General features: G+C 60.6%; 17 protein-coding genes. 6 read left to right on the forward strand and 11 right to left on the reverse strand.

Going from position 1 to position 19,707, the window contains the following annotated elements; all coding sequences use genetic code 11:
• Window positions 1-33: 33 nt before the first annotated feature.
• The gene (locus ABD837_RS04280; RefSeq protein ID WP_345050702.1) at window positions 34-408 is read right to left on the reverse strand and encodes a cupin domain-containing protein; all 375 of its coding nucleotides are present in this window, start codon (window positions 406-408) and stop codon (window positions 34-36) included.
• Window positions 409-488: 80 nt separating this feature from the next.
• Between ABD837_RS04280 and ABD837_RS04285 the strand changes: the two genes are divergently transcribed.
• Together ABD837_RS04285 and rfbD are read left to right on the forward strand one after the other, a co-directional pair.
• Window positions 489-1,430, forward strand: coding sequence for a TIGR03915 family putative DNA repair protein (locus tag ABD837_RS04285; RefSeq protein WP_345050705.1), 942 nt, complete (start codon window positions 489-491; stop codon window positions 1,428-1,430).
• Window positions 1,431-1,517: 87 nt separating this feature from the next.
• Window positions 1,518-2,381 (forward strand): dTDP-4-dehydrorhamnose reductase, encoded by an 864-nt coding sequence (gene rfbD, locus ABD837_RS04290; protein ID WP_345050707.1) that lies wholly within the window; start codon window positions 1,518-1,520, stop codon window positions 2,379-2,381.
• A gap of 222 nt (window positions 2,382-2,603) precedes the next feature.
• Here the strand turns inward: rfbD and ABD837_RS04295 are convergent, their stop codons facing one another.
• Window positions 2,604-3,815, reverse strand: coding sequence for an MFS transporter (locus ABD837_RS04295; RefSeq protein ID WP_345050710.1), 1,212 nt, complete (start codon window positions 3,813-3,815; stop codon window positions 2,604-2,606).
• 122 nt (window positions 3,816-3,937) lie between these two features.
• On the opposite strand from ABD837_RS04295, the gene ABD837_RS04300 reads away from it, so the two are divergent.
• Window positions 3,938-4,462 carry a GreA/GreB family elongation factor gene (locus ABD837_RS04300; protein ID WP_345050712.1) on the forward strand — a complete coding sequence of 175 codons (525 nt, stop codon included), beginning with the start codon at window positions 3,938-3,940 and terminating at the stop codon, window positions 4,460-4,462.
• A 15-nt stretch (window positions 4,463-4,477) separates the two neighbouring features.
• On the opposite strand, the gene ABD837_RS04305 is transcribed toward ABD837_RS04300, so the two are convergent.
• Window positions 4,478-5,182 (reverse strand): hypothetical protein, encoded by a 705-nt coding sequence (locus tag ABD837_RS04305; protein WP_345050714.1) that lies wholly within the window; start codon window positions 5,180-5,182, stop codon window positions 4,478-4,480.
• Between the two features lie 153 nt (window positions 5,183-5,335).
• Complete coding sequence (locus ABD837_RS04310; protein ID WP_345050717.1) at window positions 5,336-6,679, reverse strand: T9SS type A sorting domain-containing protein; 1,344 nt, start codon at window positions 6,677-6,679, stop codon at window positions 5,336-5,338.
• Between the two features lie 220 nt (window positions 6,680-6,899).
• Here ABD837_RS04310 and ABD837_RS04315 point away from each other — a divergent pair, with 220 nt between their 5' ends.
• Window positions 6,900-7,826 (forward strand): bestrophin family protein, encoded by a 927-nt coding sequence (locus tag ABD837_RS04315; protein WP_345050719.1) that lies wholly within the window; start codon window positions 6,900-6,902, stop codon window positions 7,824-7,826.
• A gap of 95 nt (window positions 7,827-7,921) precedes the next feature.
• On the opposite strand, the gene ABD837_RS04320 is transcribed toward ABD837_RS04315, so the two are convergent.
• Window positions 7,922-8,851 (reverse strand): AraC family transcriptional regulator, encoded by a 930-nt coding sequence (locus ABD837_RS04320; RefSeq protein ID WP_345050722.1) that lies wholly within the window; start codon window positions 8,849-8,851, stop codon window positions 7,922-7,924.
• Between the two features lie 163 nt (window positions 8,852-9,014).
• On the opposite strand from ABD837_RS04320, the gene ABD837_RS04325 reads away from it, so the two are divergent.
• Both ABD837_RS04325 and ABD837_RS04330 read left to right on the forward strand, forming a co-directional pair.
• Complete coding sequence (locus tag ABD837_RS04325) at window positions 9,015-10,544, forward strand: aldehyde dehydrogenase family protein (protein ID WP_345050724.1); 1,530 nt, start codon at window positions 9,015-9,017, stop codon at window positions 10,542-10,544.
• Between the two features lie 161 nt (window positions 10,545-10,705).
• Window positions 10,706-11,101: a DUF779 domain-containing protein gene (locus tag ABD837_RS04330; protein ID WP_345050727.1), complete on the forward strand. Its 396-nt coding sequence runs from the start codon at window positions 10,706-10,708 to the stop codon at window positions 11,099-11,101.
• Between the two features lie 85 nt (window positions 11,102-11,186).
• Here the strand turns inward: ABD837_RS04330 and ABD837_RS04335 are convergent, their stop codons facing one another.
• The 6 genes from ABD837_RS04335 to pbpC form a co-directional block, all read right to left on the reverse strand.
• Entirely contained in the window at window positions 11,187-13,229 is a 2,043-nt protein-coding gene (locus ABD837_RS04335; protein WP_345050729.1) for an alpha/beta fold hydrolase, read from the reverse strand.
• Between the two features lie 104 nt (window positions 13,230-13,333).
• Complete coding sequence (locus ABD837_RS04340) at window positions 13,334-13,804, reverse strand: MaoC family dehydratase (RefSeq protein WP_345050732.1); 471 nt, start codon at window positions 13,802-13,804, stop codon at window positions 13,334-13,336.
• A 111-nt stretch (window positions 13,805-13,915) separates the two neighbouring features.
• On the reverse strand, window positions 13,916-14,695 hold the full coding sequence (locus ABD837_RS04345; protein ID WP_345050734.1) for a DUF4197 domain-containing protein: 780 nt from the start codon (window positions 14,693-14,695) through the stop codon (window positions 13,916-13,918).
• Window positions 14,696-14,908: 213 nt separating this feature from the next.
• On the reverse strand, window positions 14,909-15,652 hold the full coding sequence (locus tag ABD837_RS04350) for an SDR family NAD(P)-dependent oxidoreductase (protein WP_345050736.1): 744 nt from the start codon (window positions 15,650-15,652) through the stop codon (window positions 14,909-14,911).
• Between the two features lie 77 nt (window positions 15,653-15,729).
• Window positions 15,730-17,049 (reverse strand): family 1 glycosylhydrolase, encoded by a 1,320-nt coding sequence (locus ABD837_RS04355; RefSeq protein ID WP_345050739.1) that lies wholly within the window; start codon window positions 17,047-17,049, stop codon window positions 15,730-15,732.
• A 93-nt stretch (window positions 17,050-17,142) separates the two neighbouring features.
• Window positions 17,143-19,515: a penicillin-binding protein 1C gene (gene pbpC / locus ABD837_RS04360; RefSeq protein ID WP_345050741.1), complete on the reverse strand. Its 2,373-nt coding sequence runs from the start codon at window positions 19,513-19,515 to the stop codon at window positions 17,143-17,145.
• Window positions 19,516-19,707 lie beyond the last annotated feature (192 nt).

The following is a 19,707-nucleotide window of genomic DNA, read 5'->3' on the forward strand; positions in this document are numbered from 1 at the left end:
CGGCCGAGCCAGTTGCCTGCCAGCAAAAGCCGCTTACGGGCGCCGCAAGCCCAGCCGCTCCACGGTTTCGCCCTCGAAGTCGAATTCGATGAGCACGGCAGGCTCGTTGCCCACCACCCAGCCGTCGTGGCCCGGCGCTATAGCCACTACCTGCGGCGCGATGAACTCCTCCAACGTGCCGTCGGCGTACTGAATATTGAGGTGGCCGGCTGCCAGAAAGCCCACGTGGGCGTGCTGGCAAAGCTCGGTGCCTACCACGGGCTTCATGTCTTTCGACCAACGGAAGCCGACCGGGTAAACAACCCGCTTCACCCGGGAGTTACCGGTGCGTACTACGTCGACCTGGGCGCCGCCAATTTCGCGGCGAGTGGCCCCTTTGAGAGGACCGAGGAGGGTGTCGAGATTCATGCAGCGTAGGAGTTTAAGGTTGGGAATGCCAGCAGCTTGCTGGCTTAAATATAGACGTTTTAGCAAGAAGCCAACCTGCCGTGAAGCCCAGCCGCCGCCCTGCCACTGCCAGCTTGCTGAGCACAATTTCTGCTTCGCGCCGCCCGGCGCCGAACCTAACCGCCGCGCCCCGCGACTACACCTACGACGGCACCTTCGAGGGCTTGCTGACGGTGCTGTTCAGCATCTACGAAAGCAAGTCGCCACCCAACAGCATTCAGCCGGAAGCGACGGCCCAGAGCGGGCTATTTGCCCAGCCGGCTTACCTCGAAACCAACGATGCACAGGCCACCCGCGTGTGGGAGGGCCTGCTGAAAACAATGGATGCCGAGGCCCGCACGCGCCTCTATCACGTCTTCCTCAGCGAAGATGCGGACCGGGAACAGTTGATTTTTCGCTACGTGGATTTGGCCTTGCGCTCGGCCGTGGATGTTTCGGAGAATTACGCCAACGCCGACGTGCGCCGCGTGCAGCGCCTGGCCCAGATGATGTTTCGCGAAAAGCACCGCATGGAAGCCTTTGTGCGCTTCGAGAAAACATCCGACGAGTTATTCCACGCCACCATCGAGCCGGATATGGACGTGCTGCCCCTCATCGCCGCGCACTTTACCAAGCGCTACGCCGACCAGCGCTGGCTGATTTACGACCGCCGCCGGCACTACGGGCTGTATTACGATTTGAGCCGCACCGACATTGTGCAGTTTGAAAACCCGACGGGCCGAAAAGCCACCGATATTTCCGCTACCGTGCTCGATGAGCGGGAGCCCCTGTTCAAGCATCTCTGGCAGGCGTATTTCGACCACGTCAACATCCCCGAGCGCAAAAACATGAAGCTGCACCGCCGCCACATGCCGCTGCGCTACTGGAAATACCTGAGCGAAAAGCAGCCGCGCGAGGTGCGATTCGAGCCCATCAAAAACAAGCAGTCCATTGCGGGCAAGGAGGTGTCGGCGGGCCAGAAACTGCTGCCACCCGCCGAGTAACGCGGGCCTTGGGCGAGGCGTTTAAGGCGGGCGCGCCGCTAACTTGCGGGCCGGTTCTGCTTCAGCGGGCCGTTTTGAAGAGAAGCTATGCAGACAACTTTGGTATTTGGGGCCTCTGGGCAATTGGGGCAATGCCTGGCACACGTTGCCCGCGAGCGGGGCACTGCCGGCCTGCAGTTTCTGGCCGAAGAGCAGGCCAATATTCTCAACCCGGAGGGCCTGGCCGCGCTGTTTGCCGCCCATCGCCCGGCCTACGTCATCAACTGTGCCGCCTACACGGCGGTGGATAAGGCGGAGGATGAGGTCGACCTGGCCCGCCGTATCAACCGCGATGGGGTAGTAAACCTGGCCCGGCTTTGCGGCGAGCACGGCAGCACGCTCATCCAGATTTCAACCGACTTTGTATTTGCCGGCAACGGCCACCAGCCCCTCACCGAAACCGACGAAACCGCGCCGTTGAGCGTCTACGGCCTCACCAAGCTCGAAGGCGAGCAGGTGATTCCCGGCCTCACCGAACGGTACTTCACGCTGCGTACCAGCTGGCTGTACTCGGAGTTTGCTGGCAACTTCGTGAAAACCATGCGCAAGCTGGGCCGCGAGCGCGACGAGCTGCGGGTGATTTGGGACCAGGTGGGCACACCCACCTACGCCATCGACCTGGCCGGCGTCATCTTGGGTATTATCGAGCGCGGTAGCACCGCCTATGGCTTGTATCACTACAGCAACGAAGGCCTCACTTCTTGGTACGATTTCGCCACGGCCATCTTCGAGCTCAGCGAAATTTCGGTGAAAACCACACCCATTCGCACCAGCGAATACCCCACCAAAGCCACCCGCCCACCTTTTTCGGTGATGGACAAGACCAAAATAAAAACTGCGCTGGGCGCGGCCATTCCCCACTGGCGCGAGAGCCTCAAAACCTGCCTGGAGCGGCTTTCCGCCGCCGAGTAGCAACAGGATGCCTGTCTGTTCTAAGCACTCGTTCGAAAGTAAATGAGTAAAAGCACGTCATGCAGAGCGCAGCGAAGCATCTCCCGTGCCACAGTAAATCAATCGTTTGACGATGCGAGCGAGATGCTTCGCTGCGCTCTGCATGACGGTTACTTGTGCTTGAGTACTTAAAGCCTTACCGGGTACGACCCCGCCCCTACATCCACTGATTCCGAAACTGCTCTAGCTGCGCCCGTAAAACCGACTCACCAGGTAGGCCGCCCCGGTGAATGCTGCCCCGAGCACGCACACGCCAAGCCAGCCAAAGTGCATCCAGACAAAGCCACCGGCCACCGAGCCCAGTGAGCCACCCGTGAAATAGCCGGTCATGTACACGGTGTTGAGGCGGCTGCGGGCCTCGGGCACCAGCGAAAATATGCGGGTCTGGTTGGAAATGTGGGCCGCCTGCACGCCCACATCCAGCAGAATGACGCCGACTACCAGCCCGGCCAGGTAGAAGCCTCCCAGGCCCAGCACCACGTAGGCGCCCAGGGCCAGCAGCGTGCCCACGCCAATGGCAAAGTCGGGACCGCGCTTGTCGGCCGTTTTGCCGGCCAGCGGCGCAGCTAAAGCGCCCACGGCCCCAATCAGCCCAAAAAAGCCGGCTACGTCGCTGCCGTAACGGTAGGTCGGGCTTTCCAGGAAGAATGTGAGCGTAGTCCAGAACACACTGAAAGCAGCAAACAGCAGCCCGCCCACCAGGGCCGAGCGGCGTAGCGCTGGCAGCGTGGAGGTAAACGTCAGGAGCGACTTCATGAGCGAACGGTAGGAGCCGGTGAACTGTGGTTGGTCGCGGGGCAGCTGCCAGGCCAGCAAGGCCAGCAGCGCCACCATAACAACGGCTGCGATTTCGAACATGGCCCGCCAGCCCAGGTGCGCCCCCACGTACCCGCTGAGCGTGCGCGAGGCCAGAATTCCAATCAGCAAGCCGCTCATGATGCGGCCCACAATGCGGCCGCGGTCGGCTTCGGGGGCCAGGTGGGCAGCCATGGGCAGCAGCAGCTGCGGCACTGCCGAGCACAGCCCGATTAGCACACTGGCCCCGGCCAGCACCGCAAACGTAGGCGCCCAGGCGGCCAGCGCCAGGCAGGCGGCGGCACCAAGCATCAGGAGCAGCATCAGGCGCTTGCGCTCCAGCATATCGCCGAGCGGCACTACGAAGAGCATGCTCAGCGTGTAGCCCACTTGCGTGGCGGTGGCCACCAGGCTGGCCCGGCTGTCGGTGATGTGAAAGTGGCGGCCAATAGCGGCCAGCAGGGGCTGGTTGTAGTAGATGTTGGCCACCACCAGCCCACAGGTGAGGGCCATAAGCCAGACCAGCGAATTAGTCAGGCGGTGGGTGGGGAGGGGAGGAGCCCCCGCCGATACGGCGGGGGCAGAGAGCAGCTCAGACATTTAATAGCGCGAACGAATCGGGATAGGGCAGCAGCGAAATAGCGTAGGATAACCGCTTTCCGGGGCCGATGGTTGCAGCGCTACCGACGTAACCTGGCCGGCACGCCTGCGTTTGCCTGGCTATGAGCCGAGGATTTACCAAGGAGGATGACGCGCAGACGCCTCCCATCATTCCGCCCCGGGCAGCCCTGCCGCCGGGCACACCCAACTACGTCACGCCCGCCGGGCTCGAGCAGCTGCGGGCCGAACTGGTTACCCTGGAAGCTGAACGCACCCAGGCCGAAGCCGACCGCAGCAACGACACCGACCGCACCCACCGCCTTTCGCTCTACAACGGCCGTATCGCGCTGCTGCTCGAGCGCCTCGGCAGCGCCAAAGTAGTGGACCCCGCCGGCCAGCCAGCCAAAGAAATACGCTTCGGCGCCACCGTCAGCCTGCGCACCGTGAGTGGCGGGAAAATCGGCTTTGAGCGGAAATTCATTATTGTTGGCGTCGATGAAGCCGATGTGGCGCTGGGCAAAGTGGCCTTCGTGGCGCCCATTGCCCGGGCCGTTCAGGGCGCGAAACTGAAGCAGCAAGTGCCGCTGAAGCTGGAGCCGCAGGAAGAAGTGGTGGAGGTCGTAGCCATTAGCTATACGGCCGTATAATTTTTCGCTCGGCGTTTAGTGCTTGGCATACGGAAACGCGCTTTGCATATTCCGGACCAGGGCTTTTGCCAGTGTGGGAGCACTGGTGCTGGGCTTGCCGTGCAGCTCGTGGTCGAAGCGCCACACGATTTTTCCAGTTTGGGTGTCGTAAATATCGAGGGACGTGCGTACGCCGTTATCGGCCATGGGGTTGGCGCCGTTGTTGCTGAGCAAATACACGGCGATGCTAACCCCGCCGGGCAGCATCTGGCGCATGTCGGTTTGTCCCATTAGCACGGCGTCCACACCCAGAGCGGCGCGTAGCTGGGCCATCGAGTAGCTGGGCAGACTTTCGTAGGAAATGCCCGCCTGGGCCAGTCGCTGGTTGGTGTCGGCTGGGTTTTGAAAGGTGACCGTAGTGGGATGGGCCACCTGCTGCTGCATCAGGGCGGCCTGCAACTCGGTCTGAAGCTGGTAGCCCAACTGTTGGCGCTCGCCCGTCCGCTGACGGTTCGGCCCGCTGGTCAGCGACAGGGGGCGGCGGACGCTGTCGGTCCACTGCACACCGCGCACTACTACGTCCTGCAGTCGCTCCAACCCAACGGTAAAGGGCAAAATGGCTACCGTGCGATGCGTAGCCAGCGCGGCCGGCACCAGCGCTTGGCCCTGATAGGTACGCCGGGCGCACCCTGGCAAAAAGCTGCTCATGGCCAGCAACACACCAATGAGTATAAAACGCATAGTTAAGCTTGTTTTCAGGGCGGGAAGGAAAGTGACCCGGCCAGCAGATGTGGCAAAGCACTTGGTCAATTTGTTGCCTGGTCCTTTCCCTGAAACCAGGGCTTTAACTGGCTTTAGGGAAAGGAAGGCGAATGCAAATGTCAGAATAGATGCTTAGCGAATGCTGATTTTTTGCACGAGGCGGCCCGCTGGCGTTTGTACATGCACCGTGTAGAGGCCCGGCTGCTGGCTGCTGAGGTCGAGCCGCAGCTGGCTGCGGGCGCTTCCTTGCCAGGCCTGGTGCGCTACTTCGCGGCCCAACCCATCGATTACGCTTACATGGGCGGCAGCCAGGGTAGTGGGCAGCTCCACCGTGAAGCGGCCGTCGTTGCTGGGGTTGGGGTAGGCCAGCAGCGGCGCGGCCAGGCGGGTGTTGGCGCGGGTGGCCAGGGCAATGGACTGGTAGTTGCCGAAATTCTGGCGCTCAACCGGCTGGAGGCCCGTGCCACCGAAGTCGAAGCTCACTATTTTGAACCGGATGCTGTTGTCGGTATTGTAAGTGTACTGGTTCTCTAGTGCTAGAATAACGTCCCAACCGCTCCCGTTCCAGCTGTCAAACTCGGCCAGCGTGGGGTTGCCTGCCGAATCGAAGGTGGCGAGCTGGCGCTGCTCGTTTTCCCAGCTGCCGCTTAGTTGGTGCTGGGTCAGAAGTTCCCAGCGCGTAGGAGTGTAGGTGCCCTGCTGCCGGGCTACCGTTTCCCACTGACCAGTGGCGGTGGGTACCTGCAAATCCACGCTGGCTACCAGCATTTCGGCGAAGTTGTACCACACCACTTTTTCCCAACGCTCGTCGTCCTGCCACTTGCCCTGGCCGTCGGGCACCTGGGTCAGGCGGGAAGTCCACTCGCCGGTGGCGGCTACGGTGTACTGGTAGCGCACCGAGTCGGCGTAGGCCTGGGTGGTGGGGCGGTATACCTGCACCGTTTGCGCGGTGAGGTGGTTGGCAGCATCGTAGGTGTTGAGGTAGCGCGTGCCAGCAGCCGTTATCCAGTTGCCGGCCTGGTCGGCCTCCTGGTGCTCCTGCAGGGTAATTTGCTGCTGTGCATCGTAGGCCGATACGTCGCGGCTGTCGTCGGTCCAGCTCCCGCTGTCGTAGTACTGGGTGCTAACGCTGAGGGGATTCTGAGCGGCGTTGTAGGCAGTGAAGGTGCGGTAGTATGGCGTGCTGCTGGCCGAGTCAGCCGCAACTTCCTGCGTTACCAGTGCCTGGGCATTGTAGGTGTAGCCCAGGCTGATGGGGTCTTCCCATTGCTTGGTTGCCGGGCTGTAGCCGTAGGCGGTTATCTGGCCGGGCCGCAGTACGGTGGTGCTGGCCGCCCGGGCCGCCAGGGCCATGCCGTGCTTGGGTAGGCTGGCGGCTCGCAGCGCTTGCACAGTGGCAGGCTGCCGCAACAGCTGCGCCGACGCGCTAGTGTAGGAAAGGGCCAGGGCCAGGATGGAGTAAAAAGCCGGTTTCATTGCCGAGAGTGTTAGGGTTAGAGAACAAGACAAAGGTCTTGTGGCGTAAAACCCCCTGCAATCCTCAGAAACGAGGAATTATGCCTACTGGAAAACCAGTAGGAAAGGCTCGATTGCCCGGTATTCACCTCCGCTTACGGCACTGCAACCCGCTGTTCTTTGCGCTGGCACGTAGCTTTGCCCTGCCCGACCGGCCATTCCGGCGGGCTTTCACAAGCTGATGATTGTTTACAAATCGAGTGACTGGTGGGAGGCCTTGCGCCACCTGCGTTCTTCGGGTATTATTCGCCTGCTGCTGCAGCGCGTGCTGTGGGTGGGCCTCTACGCCACTGTAGTCACCGCGTTAGTGACGAATTTCGACCGGTTGAACATAGCCGTCGACAAAGAGTTTTTCTCCTTTCTGGGCATCCTGCTTAGCCTGCTGCTGGCCTTTCGGACCAACACGGCCTACGACCGGTTTTACGAGGGCCGCCGCCTCTGGGGCCAGCTCGTGAACAGCTGCCGTAACCTGGCGGGCTTGCTGCATGCCCGCCTGCCCGCCACCGATGCCACGCACCGCATCTACCTGGCCGGGCTGCTGTCCAATTTCCCCATTGCCCTCGATGGGCACCTGCGCAAAGGCGTCCGGTTCGATAAGCTGGCGGAAGTTGAGCCCGGCTTCATTGCGCAGCTGCAGCAGGTAGGCCACGTGCCTTCGCGCCTAGCCGCCCAGCTTCAGGAGTTCTACGAGCGGCTGCTGCGCGAGGAGCTGATTCTGCCCACGCACCTCATCACCATTCAGCGCCACCACGAAGCCCTGCTCGACGTGGCCGGTGCCTGCGAACGCATCAAAGCCACGCCCATTCCTTTTTCCTACAGCTATTTCATCAAGGGCTTCATCTCGGTGTTTGTGCTCACCATGCCCTTCAACCTGCTCGATACTTACCAGTGGCTCACCGTTCCCATCACCATGTTCGGGGCCTACGCGCTGCTGGGTGTGGAGATGATTGGCGACGAAATCGAAGACCCTTTCGGCAAAGACAGCAACGACCTTCCGCTCACCCAAATGTCGAACCGCATTCGCGCCAACGTGCACGAAATCCTGGGCGTCGACCTGCACGAGGACATTCGCGCCCTGGCCGATGCGCCGTACAGCGTGGTGTTCTGAGAAATTAAAAATCGAGAATTAACAATTAAAAATGGCCGCCGAATATGCTACGAGCGGCCATTTTTAATTGTTAATTCTCGATTTTTAATTCCCTGCTACGCCACCAACTGCTTCTTATACGTCCCCGGCGTCATGCCTTCGTACTTCTTAAACAGGGCCTGGAAATACGAGAGGTTGTTGAACCCCGCCCGCAAACACACCTCGGCCACGCTGGCCAGCGGGTGGCGCAGCAGCCGTTTGGCCTCGCCCAGCCGCTCACGAATGATAAACTCGACCGGCGTAATCCCAAACTCGCGTTTGAACACCCGAAAGAACGTGGCCTTGCTCATGCAAGCCAGCGCACTGAGCTTGTCGATGGTCAGGTTTTCGGCCAGGTGGTCTTTGATGTAGCCCACCACGGCGGCAAAGCGGTGCGTGGTGAGGTGCCGGGCGTAATCGTGAAAAATGAGCTGGCGGGCCTGGGTCTGCATCAGGCGCACCAGCAATTCCTGCAGCGTGAAGCTGGCCAGTACGTCCTTGTTAACGTCCGAAGTGCGCGACACGGCCACCAGGCGGCCCAGCGTGTCGGTCAGCTCGGGGGTGTTGGTGAGGTGGGCATACTCAGGGCCTTCGATGGTCCAGGGCTGGTGCGGCTCGGCTTTGGGGTACCGCTCATTCAGCATATCCACGGTGTGGCGAATGGTGTCGGGCGCGATGGCCACGGCCAGGCACTGCGTGGGCTGGCACAGACAGGCATCGGGGAAGTCGATTTCCATCAGTTCGTCTTTGTCCACGACCACCGACTCGCCGGGCAGGTAGTCGAAGGCTTCGCGGCCGGGCAGGTGCATTACCTTCTTGCCGCGCAGCATCGTCGTCAGGGCCAAACCTTCGAGGCGTAGGGGCACGCGGTGAGCAGCGTGATGCGTTTCGAACACGTTGAGCTCGAACCCTTCCAATTGGTAAACCGTCCGGTTCTCGACCAAGGAATGCAGGCGCTCGAGCGTGAGCGGGGCAACAGCGGCGGGCAGGTGAACGCGGGACTGCATAGCAGCGGAATAGTTTGGTAAGGGAGTACTCACTAATAACAGGTGGAGTGCGCAGCAAGTTGCGATAATTCTCGCACTCTTTGCGACTATACCACAACCGGCCGGCCTCTGGAAAAGGGACCTTTACACTTTCCCGATTTCACCTAATTCCATCTCCAAAGCCATGGCCGAAACCCTAGAAGAAACCACCACCGTGGTGGCCCGCCCCCAGTTCAAATCGCACTACGACAACTTCATCGGTGGCAAATGGGTGGCTCCGGTAAAGGGCCAGTACTTCGAAAATCCTTCGCCCATCGACGGCAAGGCCTTTTGCAAAGTGGCCCGCAGCACCAAGGAGGACATTGAACTGGCTCTTGACGCCGCCCACGAAGCCTTCAAAACCTGGGGCAAAACCTCCGCTACCGAGCGCAGCAACGTGCTGAATAAAATTGCCAACCGCATCGAGGAAAACCTCGCCCACCTCGCCGCCGTGGAATGCGTCGAGAACGGCAAGGCCATCCGCGAAACCACCTACGCCGACATGCCGCTGGTTATCGACCACTTCCGGTACTTCGCCAGCGTGATTCGGGCCGAAGAAGGCAGCGCCACCGAGCTGAACAGCACTACGCTGTCGCTCAATATTCAGGAGCCGCTGGGCGTCATCGGCCAGATTATTCCCTGGAACTTCCCGCTGCTGATGGCCACCTGGAAGCTGGCTCCCGCTATCGCGGCCGGTTGCACCGTGGTGATGAAGCCCGCCGAGCAAACCCCCGCCAGCATCATGGTACTGATGGAGCTGATTCAGGACCTGGTGCCTCCGGGCGTTATCAACATTGTCAACGGGTTCGGTCTCGAAGCCGGTAAGCCACTGGCCTCGTCGCCGCGCATCAACAAGGCTTCTTTCACGGGCGAGACGACCACCGGCCGCCTCATCATGCAGTACGCTTCGGAAAACCTAATTCCGGTGACGATGGAGTTGGGCGGTAAGTCGCCCAATGTCTTCTTCAAATCGGTGATGGACGCCGACGACGACTTCCTCGACAAGGCCCTCGAAGGCGCCGTGATGTTTGCCCTGAACCAGGGCGAAATATGCACCTGCCCTTCGCGGATGCTAGTGCACGAAGACATCTACGACGAGTTTATCGCCCGCGTGATTGAGCGCGTGAAGGCCATCAAGCTCGGCAACCCGCTCGACATGACGACGATGATGGGTGCGCAGGCCTCGAACGACCAGTTCGAAAAAATTCTGAGCTACCTCGAAATCGGCAAGGCCGAGGGGGCCGAAGTGCTGGTGGGCGGCGAAGCCTACGCGCAGACCGACGGCGCCCTGGGCGAGGGTTACTATATCCAGCCCACCATCTTCCGGGGCCACAACAAAATGCGCATCTTCCAGGAGGAAATATTTGGCCCGGTGCTATCCGTTACCACCTTCAAAACGGTGGAAGAAGCCATCGAAATTGCCAACGACACGCTCTACGGCCTCGGTGCCGGCGTGTGGACCCGCGATGCGCACGAACTGTATGAGGTGCCCCGCGCCATTCAGGCCGGCCGCGTGTGGGTGAACTGCTACCACGACTACCCCGCCGGCGCGCCTTTCGGTGGCTACAAAGCCTCCGGTTTCGGCCGCGAAAACCACAAAATGATGCTGAGCCACTACCGCCAGAACAAGAACATGCTCATCAGCTACAGCCAGCAGAAACTAGGTTTCTTCTAGGCTCAGGGTAAAGCCTGTCATCTTGAGCGCAGCGAAGGACCTTATTACGCCGAAACGACTTGCGTCAGAATTCGTTCTGGCCGCAGTGCTGGCGTGATAAGGTCCTTCGCTACGCTCAGGATGACAGTTTCTGTTTTCACAAACTCTACACCCACACCCCAATGCCCACTCCCCGCGTCCTCGTCACCCAAGCCGCCGAAGCCACCATCGACCTGCTCCGCGACGAGCACGGCCCGCTCATGTTCCATCAGAGCGGCGGGTGCTGCGACGGCTCCTCGCCCATGTGCTTTGCCAAGGGCGAATTCCGAGTGGGCGGCAACGACACGTGGCTGGGCCGCATCTACGGCTGCGACTTTTTTATGAGTGCCAGCCAATTCGAATACTGGAAACACACCCAGCTTACCGTGGACGTAGTGAAGGGCCGCGGCGCCAGCTTCTCGCTGGAAATCCCACTCGGCGTACGGTTTTTGATTCGCTCGCGGCTGTTCACCGAGGACGAGGAAAAGGATATGGCGCCGGTGTACGCTGGCGACGAATACCCGGAAATGGCGGTGTAGGGTACGACCCCGTACCCTACTCTTCCTGGTAGTAAAAAAGCCTCTATCAATACTGACAGAGGCTTTTTTTAATGTGATACAAACCTTACTTCACGTTCGTTTTTGTCACCAGCTGCACCGTTTTGGGGTCGACGGTGATTTCCTTGAGGCGCTGGGCCACGGCGGGCGGCATGCTTTCCTGGTAGCGGCCGTGCAGCTGGCTGGCCAGGAACTTCTCGGAGGCCGCAAACATGGCCATGTTGTTCACGGGGCGGGCAAAGCCATGGCCTTCGTCGGGGGCCAGCAGGTATTGCACGGGGTAGTTGCGGTCGCGCAGGGCCGCTACAATCTGGTCGGCTTCGGCCTTGTTCACCCGTGGGTCGTTGGCACCCTGCACCACCATGAGCGGGGTTTTGATTTTGTTGGCTGAACCCAGCGGCGACATCCGGTCGAGGGCGGCCCGGCCTTCGGCGGTGCCGGGGTCGGCCATGCGGGCGTACATCTGCTTACGGCCGGCCTCCCAGTAGGGCGGAATGGCGTTGAGCAGCGTGGTCAGGTTCGACGGCGCCACAATGGCCACCGCGGCGTTATACAAGTCGGGGGTGAAGGCCACGCCAGCCAACGTAGCGTACCCGCCGTACGAGCCGCCCATGATGCCCACCCGCTTGGGGTCGGCAATGCCTTGGGCCACGAGGTACTTCACGCCCCAGGTCAGGTCGTCCTGCATTTTGCGGCCCCATTCGCCGTTGCCGGCGTTCAGAAACTGCTTGCCGTAGCCGGTGCTGGCCCGGAAGTTGGGTGACAGCACGGCGTAGCCCCGGTTGGCCAGAAACTGGGCCATGGCGTTGAACCCGTAGGAGTCGCGCGCCCACGGCCCGCCGTGCGGCAGAATAATGACGGGCAGGTTTTTGGCCGCCAAGCCTTTGGGTAACGTTAGGTAGGCCGGGATTTCCAGGCCGTCCGACGACTTGTAGCGCACCACTTTCATGTCGGCCAAGTCGGCGGCTTTCAGCTTGGGGCGGGTCTCGTATTGCTTGGTGAGCTGCTTGGTCTGGCGGTCGAACAGGTAGGCAACCGTGGGCTGAGTAGCCGAGTTGGCCGCGAGCAGCCACAGCCGCTCGTCGGTGGTGTGCGAGCCCGGGTAGATGTCCAGCCCTGGCAGCTGCCGGCTCACGGTAGCAAAATCCTGCTCAAAGGCCTTGTCTTTCCACACGCGGCGCATACGGTCGTCCTCGAAGCTCACAAACACCGGCTCGTGGGTCTTCTCCGAAATTGTGATGCCGCCCACGTCCACGCGCTTCAGCGGGTCGGCCTGGTAGGGTTGCTCCTGCCCAGTGGCGGGGTCAAGCAGCACGATTTCGGCCAGGTTGCGCGCGCCTTTGTTGGTGGCCAGGTACACGTGCTGGTTGTCTTTGGCGAAGCCTTCCACGGCGCTCTGCTCGTCAATCGTCGTTTTGTAGAAAGGCGTCATCTTTTCGCCCTCCACACGCAGCCACTCGGTGCTGCCGTCGGGGTTTGAGCGGGCCGCCAAGCGCAGCTGGTCTTTCCAGTCAAAAGTCCAGTCGCCGATGCGGTCGGTATTCTGGCGCACTAGGGTTTTTTCGCCGGTAGTGAGGTTCAGCTTATATAGGTCGTGCCAGGCCTTGTCGCGGTCATTCAGGCCGATATAAAGCGTGTTGGGGTCGGTAAGTGGCGCGTTGAGTATCTGAACCCGCACACCTTTCAGGCCGGTAAGGTCGCGGGCGGCGGGCACGGGCTGGCCAGCGGCTGGGGCTTCGGCCGGGTTCACGGCGTAGATGTTGAAGTTCTCGTCGCCGGCCTTGTCCTGGCTGTAGAGCAGGTACTTGCCGTCGCGGCTCCAGAAGTAGCTGCGCACCGGGCGGGCCTGGTCGTTGGTCATCGGCCGGGCTTTGTCGAAGGGCTCACTCAGGCCCTTCACCCAGATGTTGCGGGTGCCATTAAAGGGCCGGATAAAGGACAGAAACTTGCCGTCGGGCGAGAGCTGCGCACCCGAAATATCGGGGTCGCCAAACAGTAGTTCGCGGTCGATAATCGGTGGCTGCCCGCTTGGCTTAGCCGTTTGCGCAAAGCCAGTTTGAGGAGCAGCCAGGGCCAGCATCAGGCCCAGTCGAAGCAAAGTGTTTTTCATAACTAAAAGCAGAAAAAGATGAAGTGTTGCCCAAAGTAACAAAAAAAGCCCCGACCGCGCGAGCGACCGGGGCAAAGCAACAATTGGCTTCTAAATAACTGAGCCTATGCCTCCTGGAAGTGGTACAGGAACGTTACGACGCCCGTGTAAGCAGGCTTTTTCACGCCTTCAATCTCCAGCGTTACTTCGATGCGGGTTTTGGCAATGCCACGCAAGTTGGCCACCGAAAGCATCCTGGCACGCAGACGCACGGCACTGTTCACCGTCACGGCCTGGTTGAAGCGCAGGCTTTCAATTTCGTAGTTCACCTGCATCTTCAGGTTCTCGATGGTGACAATTTGCTGCCAGAGGTAAGGCAGCAGCGACACTGTGAGGTAGCCGTGGGCAATGGTGGCCTTAAATGGCGACTCGGTTTCGGCCCGCGCGGCATCGGTATGAATCCACTGAAAATCGAGCGTAGCCGCGGCAAACTGGTCGATTTGCGCTTGCGTGATGGTGTGGTAGCTCGACACGCCCATTTCCTGGCCAATGTGGCTTTCGAGGTCGGCGAGGCTGCGAATGGTAAGAATGGGCATAAAAAAGTGGCGTACGGTTGCGGATAAAGGCCCGCAAACATACGCCACTCCAGTTGTAGGGTGCGGGGGCAAGCCCTCCGGGTACGACCCCGCACCCTACCTCGAAAAGCGCTAGCTGCTACGGCCGCCAAATACGCGGCGTAGCAGCTCGGTAGTGCGAGCCACCGGGTTTTCGCGGATGTTGGCTTCTTCCTGGGCAATGAGGGTGAACAGGCCGTCGACGGCTTTGCCGGTGGCGTACTGGTTCAAATCGGGCTGTACTTTCTGCACCAGGGGCAACTGGTTGTACGTGCCAGCCAACTGGGTGTAATAGCGCGTGGCGCCCACTTGGTCGAGGCTTTTCTGCATGATGGGCGAGAAGGCCGAAATGAGCTGGGTCGAAGTTGTGCGCTTCAGAAACTGCGTGGCGGCGTCTTTCTGACCGGTCAGGATATTCCACACATCCGAAAACGTGAGACTTTTGATGGCCGAGATGAAGATGGGCTTGGCACTGCGGGCGGCGTCTTCGGCACCGCGGTTCAGGCTGAGCTCGAACTTATCGACCTGGCTGCCCAGGCCAATACTGCGCAACGTGGTAGCCACGCGCTGGGCATCGGGCGGAAAAGGAATGCGGATGAGGCGGTTCAGGTAGAAGCCATCGGTTTGCGAGGCTTGGTCGGCGCCCTTGCCAATGCCCTGCAGCAAAGCTTCCTTAAGGCCGCTGGCGGCTTCGGAGTTGCTGAGGTTGCCCACGCGGGTGCCGCTGCCAGTGGTAGTGGTGCTGCCCGAAGTAGCGCCCGGCAGCTTGATGCCACCGGGAAGCTTAATGCCGCTCAGGTCGGGGAAACGGAACTGGGCCGAGGCCGAAAGCGAGGTGACAAGTAGCAGGGCGGCGAAAACGAGCTTTTTCATGGCGCGGAAGAATCAAGGATTGTACTTGTGTCGAAGGTGAACTGCGAAAATCAGCCGGCGGATGTAGAGACGCGACCCATCGCGTCTCGGCGTTGAACGATGCTGGCACGGCGCAGTCCCGAAGACGCGATGGGTCGCGTCTCTACATCGTTCTCGCAAATCACTTCGCGTAAAATTCTCCTCTTACAAGTGCCGTGCCGGACTGGTGCTACATTACAGCCGGCCCAAACGGCCACCGTCCACGCGCACTTCGGCCCCTTGCACAAAGGCGGCGTCATCGGAAGCCAGGTAGGCGATGATGGCGGCTACATCCTCCGGCTTGCCCACGTCGTTTTTATCAATGACTTCGACGCCGGATTTCACGTTCGGGTTTTCCCAAAGCATGGGCGTGTCGATAGCACCGGGGAGAACAACGTTGGTGCGGATGCCCTTGGGCTTGCCTTCGAGCACCGACGAACGGGTAAGCGACAGCATAGCCGCCTTGGCCGCCGCATAAGGCGCTACCAAAGGGCTGGTTTCCACGGCGTGGATGCTGGCCACGTTCACGATGTTGCCACCGGGCTTCATGTGCAAAAATGCCTGCTTGGTGAAGTAGAAGGCGCCCAGCAAATCCACGTTCAGAATGCGCAGCCAGTCTTCGCCAGTCAACTCTTCGAGGGCTTTGAACTGCATGAGGCCAGCGTTATTCACAACCACATCGAGGCGGCCAAACTGGGCCAGGGCGGCCGCAACGGTAGCTTCCACCTGCGCTTCGACCGCCACGTTACAGAGGCTGGCTAGCACATCGGGCGCACCGGCGGCTTTCACTTGGGGCACCGCTGCGTCGAGGTTGGCCTGGCTGTAATCGGCGAGTACCACGCGGGCCCCTTCAGTAGCAAAGCGTTTGGAAACGGCCAGGCCAATGCCGCTGGCCGCGCCGGTAATGAGAACGACTTTGCCTTTGAAGCGAAGAGGCATAATGAAGGAGAAAGGAGAATGTGAAGGGAAATAAATGGCCAGCCGCTCAGGATGACGTTCTGTATTATGCTTGCTGCTTAAGCTGCATCGACCGTTGTAGAATTGGCCTGAGCCGTCGAGGTATCGGCGCTGGCGGCTTTCACGTCGGCTTTCTGCTCGCGGGCCCACGCTTCATTGCTTTCCTGGGGCATCACGATGGGCACTTGCAGGCACACGCTTTGGGCGGGCAGCACCTGGCTCCAGTCAGCGATGAGGTGCTTATAGGCCGTGCCCACGGGCCGGATGTTGCGGTCCAAATCGTACAAACCCACGGGGTTCATGCGGCCGTTGTTTTCGCGCAGAGCACTGTCCCAGTCCACCTGGTCGGTAAGCGAATACCAGGTGAAGCCCACCATGGGTACGCCGTCGTTGCGCACGCGCAGCACGTTGGCCCATTCCTTCCAGAGCCAGTTCACGGCCTCGTCGCCGTTGGGGCCCTGCCAGATGTTGGTTTCGGTGTGCATTACGGGCAGGCGGTAGCGGTCGTGGTACTGCGTGGTGATGACATGATAGCCAAATACTTCGCCCGAAGCCGTCGTGCTGCCGTCGGCGCGCACACGGTGCTCGTTGGTGTAGTAGTAGTCGTTGCCCATGATGCAGTGCCGCTTCATCTTGGTTTTCAGGAAGAAGTGGTACTCCTCACGGGTCATGCCGTTGTCCATCAGGAATTCGTACATGCTCGAATTCACGCGGCGGCCGTAGTTCAAATCGAGGGAGAGGAACCGCTCGGCGTTCATGGTTTCGGCCGGGCCGATGGCGGCCGGGTTCTCGGCGTGAAAATATTCCGACGATTCGCTCTGGATGAAAATGGCGTCGGGCCGCACTTCCAGAATGGCTTCCATGGCCAGCACGTTGGCCTTCACAATGTATTTGAGCGCATTGACGAAGGAGCGGTCGTCACTTAGCTGCTCGTTCCACCAGCCATAGCGGGCCGAAAACACGGCGCAGATGTACATCTCGTTCACGGGCGTGTAGAGCTGCACCCACGGAAACCGCTGGGCAAACGCCTTGGCGTACTGCGCAAACAGCGCCGGGAAATCGGGGTTCTGGAAGTTGCCAATCCAGTCGGGCACGCCGAAGTGGCACAGGTCGACAATGGGCGCGATGTTGCGCCGCAGCAAGTCCTGAAACGTGACGTCGGCAAAGCTCCAGTCGTACTTGCCCGGCCCCAGAAACGTGGTGTGAATGGGTGGCCCGTAGCGCAGAAACTTGATGCCCATCTCATCGACGAGGTCAAAGTCTTTCTGCCACAGCTTGTAGTGGTTGCATTTTTCCAGCTCATCCACCCGGTGTTTGCCGTTCTGGATGGTGGGGTTGCTGTTTTCGATACCGGTGGCGAAAAGGAACTGAGGACCCATGCAGGCGCGGAGAAATGAAGTGGAACGGCATAACCCCAACCGTGGCGGGGCCTCCGTGCAATACTCCTTTCGGCGGCTGGGCGTTGCCGCGGCCTACAATTCCTGCACCTGTAGCTGGATATCGACGTTGCGGCCGTGGTCGTCGGCGCAGGAAATTTTGACGGCTCCGCTGGGTGGGCGAAAAAACACGCGCTCAGTCGCCAGTGCGGCGCGCAGAAACCGGTCGTTCACGTACCAATACACTTGGCGTACCTCGCTGCCAGCCGCGCAGCTTAGCAGCATCTGTTGCTTGTCGTGGCGGTCGAGTACATACTCGGCGTGGTCGAGGGGCGAGGTGATGGCCAGAGCGGCTCCCGCGCCACCATCGGTATTACGCACGAGGCGGCAGGCGGGGTTATGAGGTGGAAGACGCGAACTGGGCAGCCCCTGTGACTCCCGAAAAGCCAGCACTTCGGGCAGCGGGTTAAGAAATAGCTGCCGCTTAAAACCCACCGCCGGCACGCAGGCGCGACAGTAGCAAATGGTGCCATCAGCCGATACCAGCGCTTCTTTCTGGTGCTCGCAGCGCCGGGCGGTAGAGGTGCCAGGCAGGTAATAATCGATGAGCTGGTTGGGGCAATGCTCGCCGGGTACGAGGCCGGTTTCGGCGCACACCAGGCGGAAGTCGAGCGTGGCGGGCGGCACCGCCCAGTTGTTGGGCGAGTTGTAGGCGAGGGTATTGAACAGGTCGAAGAGCAGGGGCGAGGCCACGTCGGCTCCGGTGAGGGCCGGGCTGCCCTGCCCGCTGAAATTGCCCACCCACACACCGATGGTGTAGTCCTGGTTGTAGCCGATGCTCCAGGCGTCGCGGCGGCCGTAGCTGGTGCCGGTTTTCCAGGCAATTTTGGGCAGGTGGCGGCTGTTCTGGTACCCCATTGGCAGGTCGGGCCGGGTGCGTTGGGCGAGAATGTCAGTGATGAGGAAGGCGGCAGCAGGCGAGAAGAGTGAGGGATTCGATGAGGGCGTTTTCGGCTGGGCTTTTAACGCTTCTACCTTTATTAGTTGGCCCTTTCTTTCGGCTCTAAATTCTTCATGAAGCACCAGCGGTGAATACTCTCCACCATCCGCCAGCGCCGCGTACAATCCAGTCAGTTCCTCAAGTGTGGCCCCGCAGCCGCCCAGAATCGTGCTCAGGCCCAGCCTTGGGGCTGCTTTCGCCACGCTTTTAAAGCCGGCCAGCCGCAGCTTGTCGGTGAACACGGGTACGCCCACATCGGCCAGCACGCGCACGGCCGGGATGTTGAGTGAATAGGTGAGGGCTCGTTCCACAGTTACTTCGCCGTCACAGCTTTTATCGAAGTTCTCGGGCCGGAAACCGCTGAAATTGGTGGGCACGTCGGGCAGCTTCAGCTTTGGCGTTACAATGCCGCGGTCCACGGCTAGCGCGTACAGAAAAGGCTTGAGGGTGCTGCCCGGGGAGCGAATGGCCCGTACGCCGTCAACCTGTCCGCTGCTGGCCGCGTCCTGGAAATCGGCAGAGCCCACGTAGGCTTCCACGGCACGGGTGCGGTTGTTGACAACCAGCACGGCGGCTTGTGAAATGCCCAATTCGTGCAGGCGGCGCACATAGTTGCGCGTCAGGTCCTCGGCTTTGGCCTGGGGGCTGCGCCGCAGCGTTGAGTGGATGATGGCCTGGCTGGGAAACTGCGACACCAGCCGCCGCGCCAAGTGCGGGGCCAGCGTAGGGGCGGCGTGGCGCTGCACATCCAGCGGCTCGTTTAGGGCATCGGCAATATCTTGGTCCGGGAACAAATGCTGCCGCTGAAACTGCCGCAGCCAGCGGTTGCGCTCGGCCAGAATTCGGTCGTTGTTTTTGCCCAGCACCAGCACGCGCGGCTGGTTGGGAATAATGGCCAGCGTCACGGTCTGGGCCAGCGATAAATAGTCGGGCGGCTGCTGAAAGTAGAGCAGCGCGGCCGACTTCACGCCTTCGATATTGCCGCCGTAGGGCACCAGGTTGAGGTAAAGCTGTAGGATTTCGGCCTTGCTGTAATGGGCCTCCAGTTGCGTGGCGCGCAGCATTTCCAGCAGCTTGTTGCCAAACGTACGCTCCTTGGGCTCCAGCAGCCGGGCCACCTGCATGGTGATGGTGCTGGCCCCGGTGGTACGGCCGTTTCGGAAGATGTTGCGCCCGGCTGCCTGCACGATAGCCACCGGATTCACCCCGAAATGGTAGCGGAAATACCGGTCTTCCTTATTGATAATCGCCTGCTGCAACGCGGGCGTGATTTCCGATAATTCGGTTTTCATTCGCCATTTCTGCGTGGGGTTCAGGTACGCGTGGAGCACGCTGCCATCGGCGGCCAGCACAATGGGGGAGTAACGCGGCGCAGACGGCGGGGGAAAAGCCTGGTCGAGCAGCAGCAGCAGCAGGAGCGCGCTCAGCAACAGCCCACCCATAAATCGTAGTGCAGTCCGCCGGTTCATGGCCAAAGGTAATCCGGCGCGGTACCGGGGGCCAAAGCCCGGCAACCAAGCAGCCACTTGCGCGCCTACAGCACCGAAACAGGGGCGTTTAGCAGCATTGCGTTAATGGCAAGAAAGCGGTCGATTACGGCAGTTTATTGTAATGGTTGCGTCAAAAACAGCCTTTATTTTTATAAAAACATCCTCTTTCTC

Source organism: Hymenobacter glaciei (assembly GCF_039539585.1).
In the GTDB taxonomy this organism is placed as follows: domain Bacteria; phylum Bacteroidota; class Bacteroidia; order Cytophagales; family Hymenobacteraceae; genus Hymenobacter; species Hymenobacter glaciei.

Bases quoted from the DNA above. Each gene is read 5' to 3' on its own strand.
- ABD837_RS04280 (WP_345050702.1), bottom strand. From the start codon at position 408: ATGAATCTCGACACCCTCCTCGGTCCTCTCAAAGGGGCCACTCGCCGC.
- rfbD (WP_345050707.1), top strand. From the start codon at position 1,518: ATGCAGACAACTTTGGTATTTGGGGCCTCTGGGCAATTGGGGCAATGC.
- ABD837_RS04295 (WP_345050710.1), bottom strand. From the start codon at position 3,815: ATGTCTGAGCTGCTCTCTGCCCCCGCCGTATCGGCGGGGGCTCCTCCC.
- ABD837_RS04300 (WP_345050712.1), top strand. From the start codon at position 3,938: ATGAGCCGAGGATTTACCAAGGAGGATGACGCGCAGACGCCTCCCATC.
- ABD837_RS04305 (WP_345050714.1), bottom strand. From the start codon at position 5,182: ATGCGTTTTATACTCATTGGTGTGTTGCTGGCCATGAGCAGCTTTTTG.
- ABD837_RS04310 (WP_345050717.1), bottom strand. From the start codon at position 6,679: ATGAAACCGGCTTTTTACTCCATCCTGGCCCTGGCCCTTTCCTACACT.
- ABD837_RS04315 (WP_345050719.1), top strand. From the start codon at position 6,900: ATGATTGTTTACAAATCGAGTGACTGGTGGGAGGCCTTGCGCCACCTG.
- ABD837_RS04320 (WP_345050722.1), bottom strand. From the start codon at position 8,851: ATGCAGTCCCGCGTTCACCTGCCCGCCGCTGTTGCCCCGCTCACGCTC.
- ABD837_RS04325 (WP_345050724.1), top strand. From the start codon at position 9,015: ATGGCCGAAACCCTAGAAGAAACCACCACCGTGGTGGCCCGCCCCCAG.
- ABD837_RS04330 (WP_345050727.1), top strand. From the start codon at position 10,706: ATGCCCACTCCCCGCGTCCTCGTCACCCAAGCCGCCGAAGCCACCATC.
- ABD837_RS04335 (WP_345050729.1), bottom strand. From the start codon at position 13,229: ATGAAAAACACTTTGCTTCGACTGGGCCTGATGCTGGCCCTGGCTGCT.
- ABD837_RS04340 (WP_345050732.1), bottom strand. From the start codon at position 13,804: ATGCCCATTCTTACCATTCGCAGCCTCGCCGACCTCGAAAGCCACATT.
- ABD837_RS04345 (WP_345050734.1), bottom strand. From the start codon at position 14,695: ATGAAAAAGCTCGTTTTCGCCGCCCTGCTACTTGTCACCTCGCTTTCG.
- ABD837_RS04350 (WP_345050736.1), bottom strand. From the start codon at position 15,652: ATGCCTCTTCGCTTCAAAGGCAAAGTCGTTCTCATTACCGGCGCGGCC.
- ABD837_RS04355 (WP_345050739.1), bottom strand. From the start codon at position 17,049: ATGGGTCCTCAGTTCCTTTTCGCCACCGGTATCGAAAACAGCAACCCC.
- pbpC (WP_345050741.1), bottom strand. From the start codon at position 19,515: ATGAACCGGCGGACTGCACTACGATTTATGGGTGGGCTGTTGCTGAGC.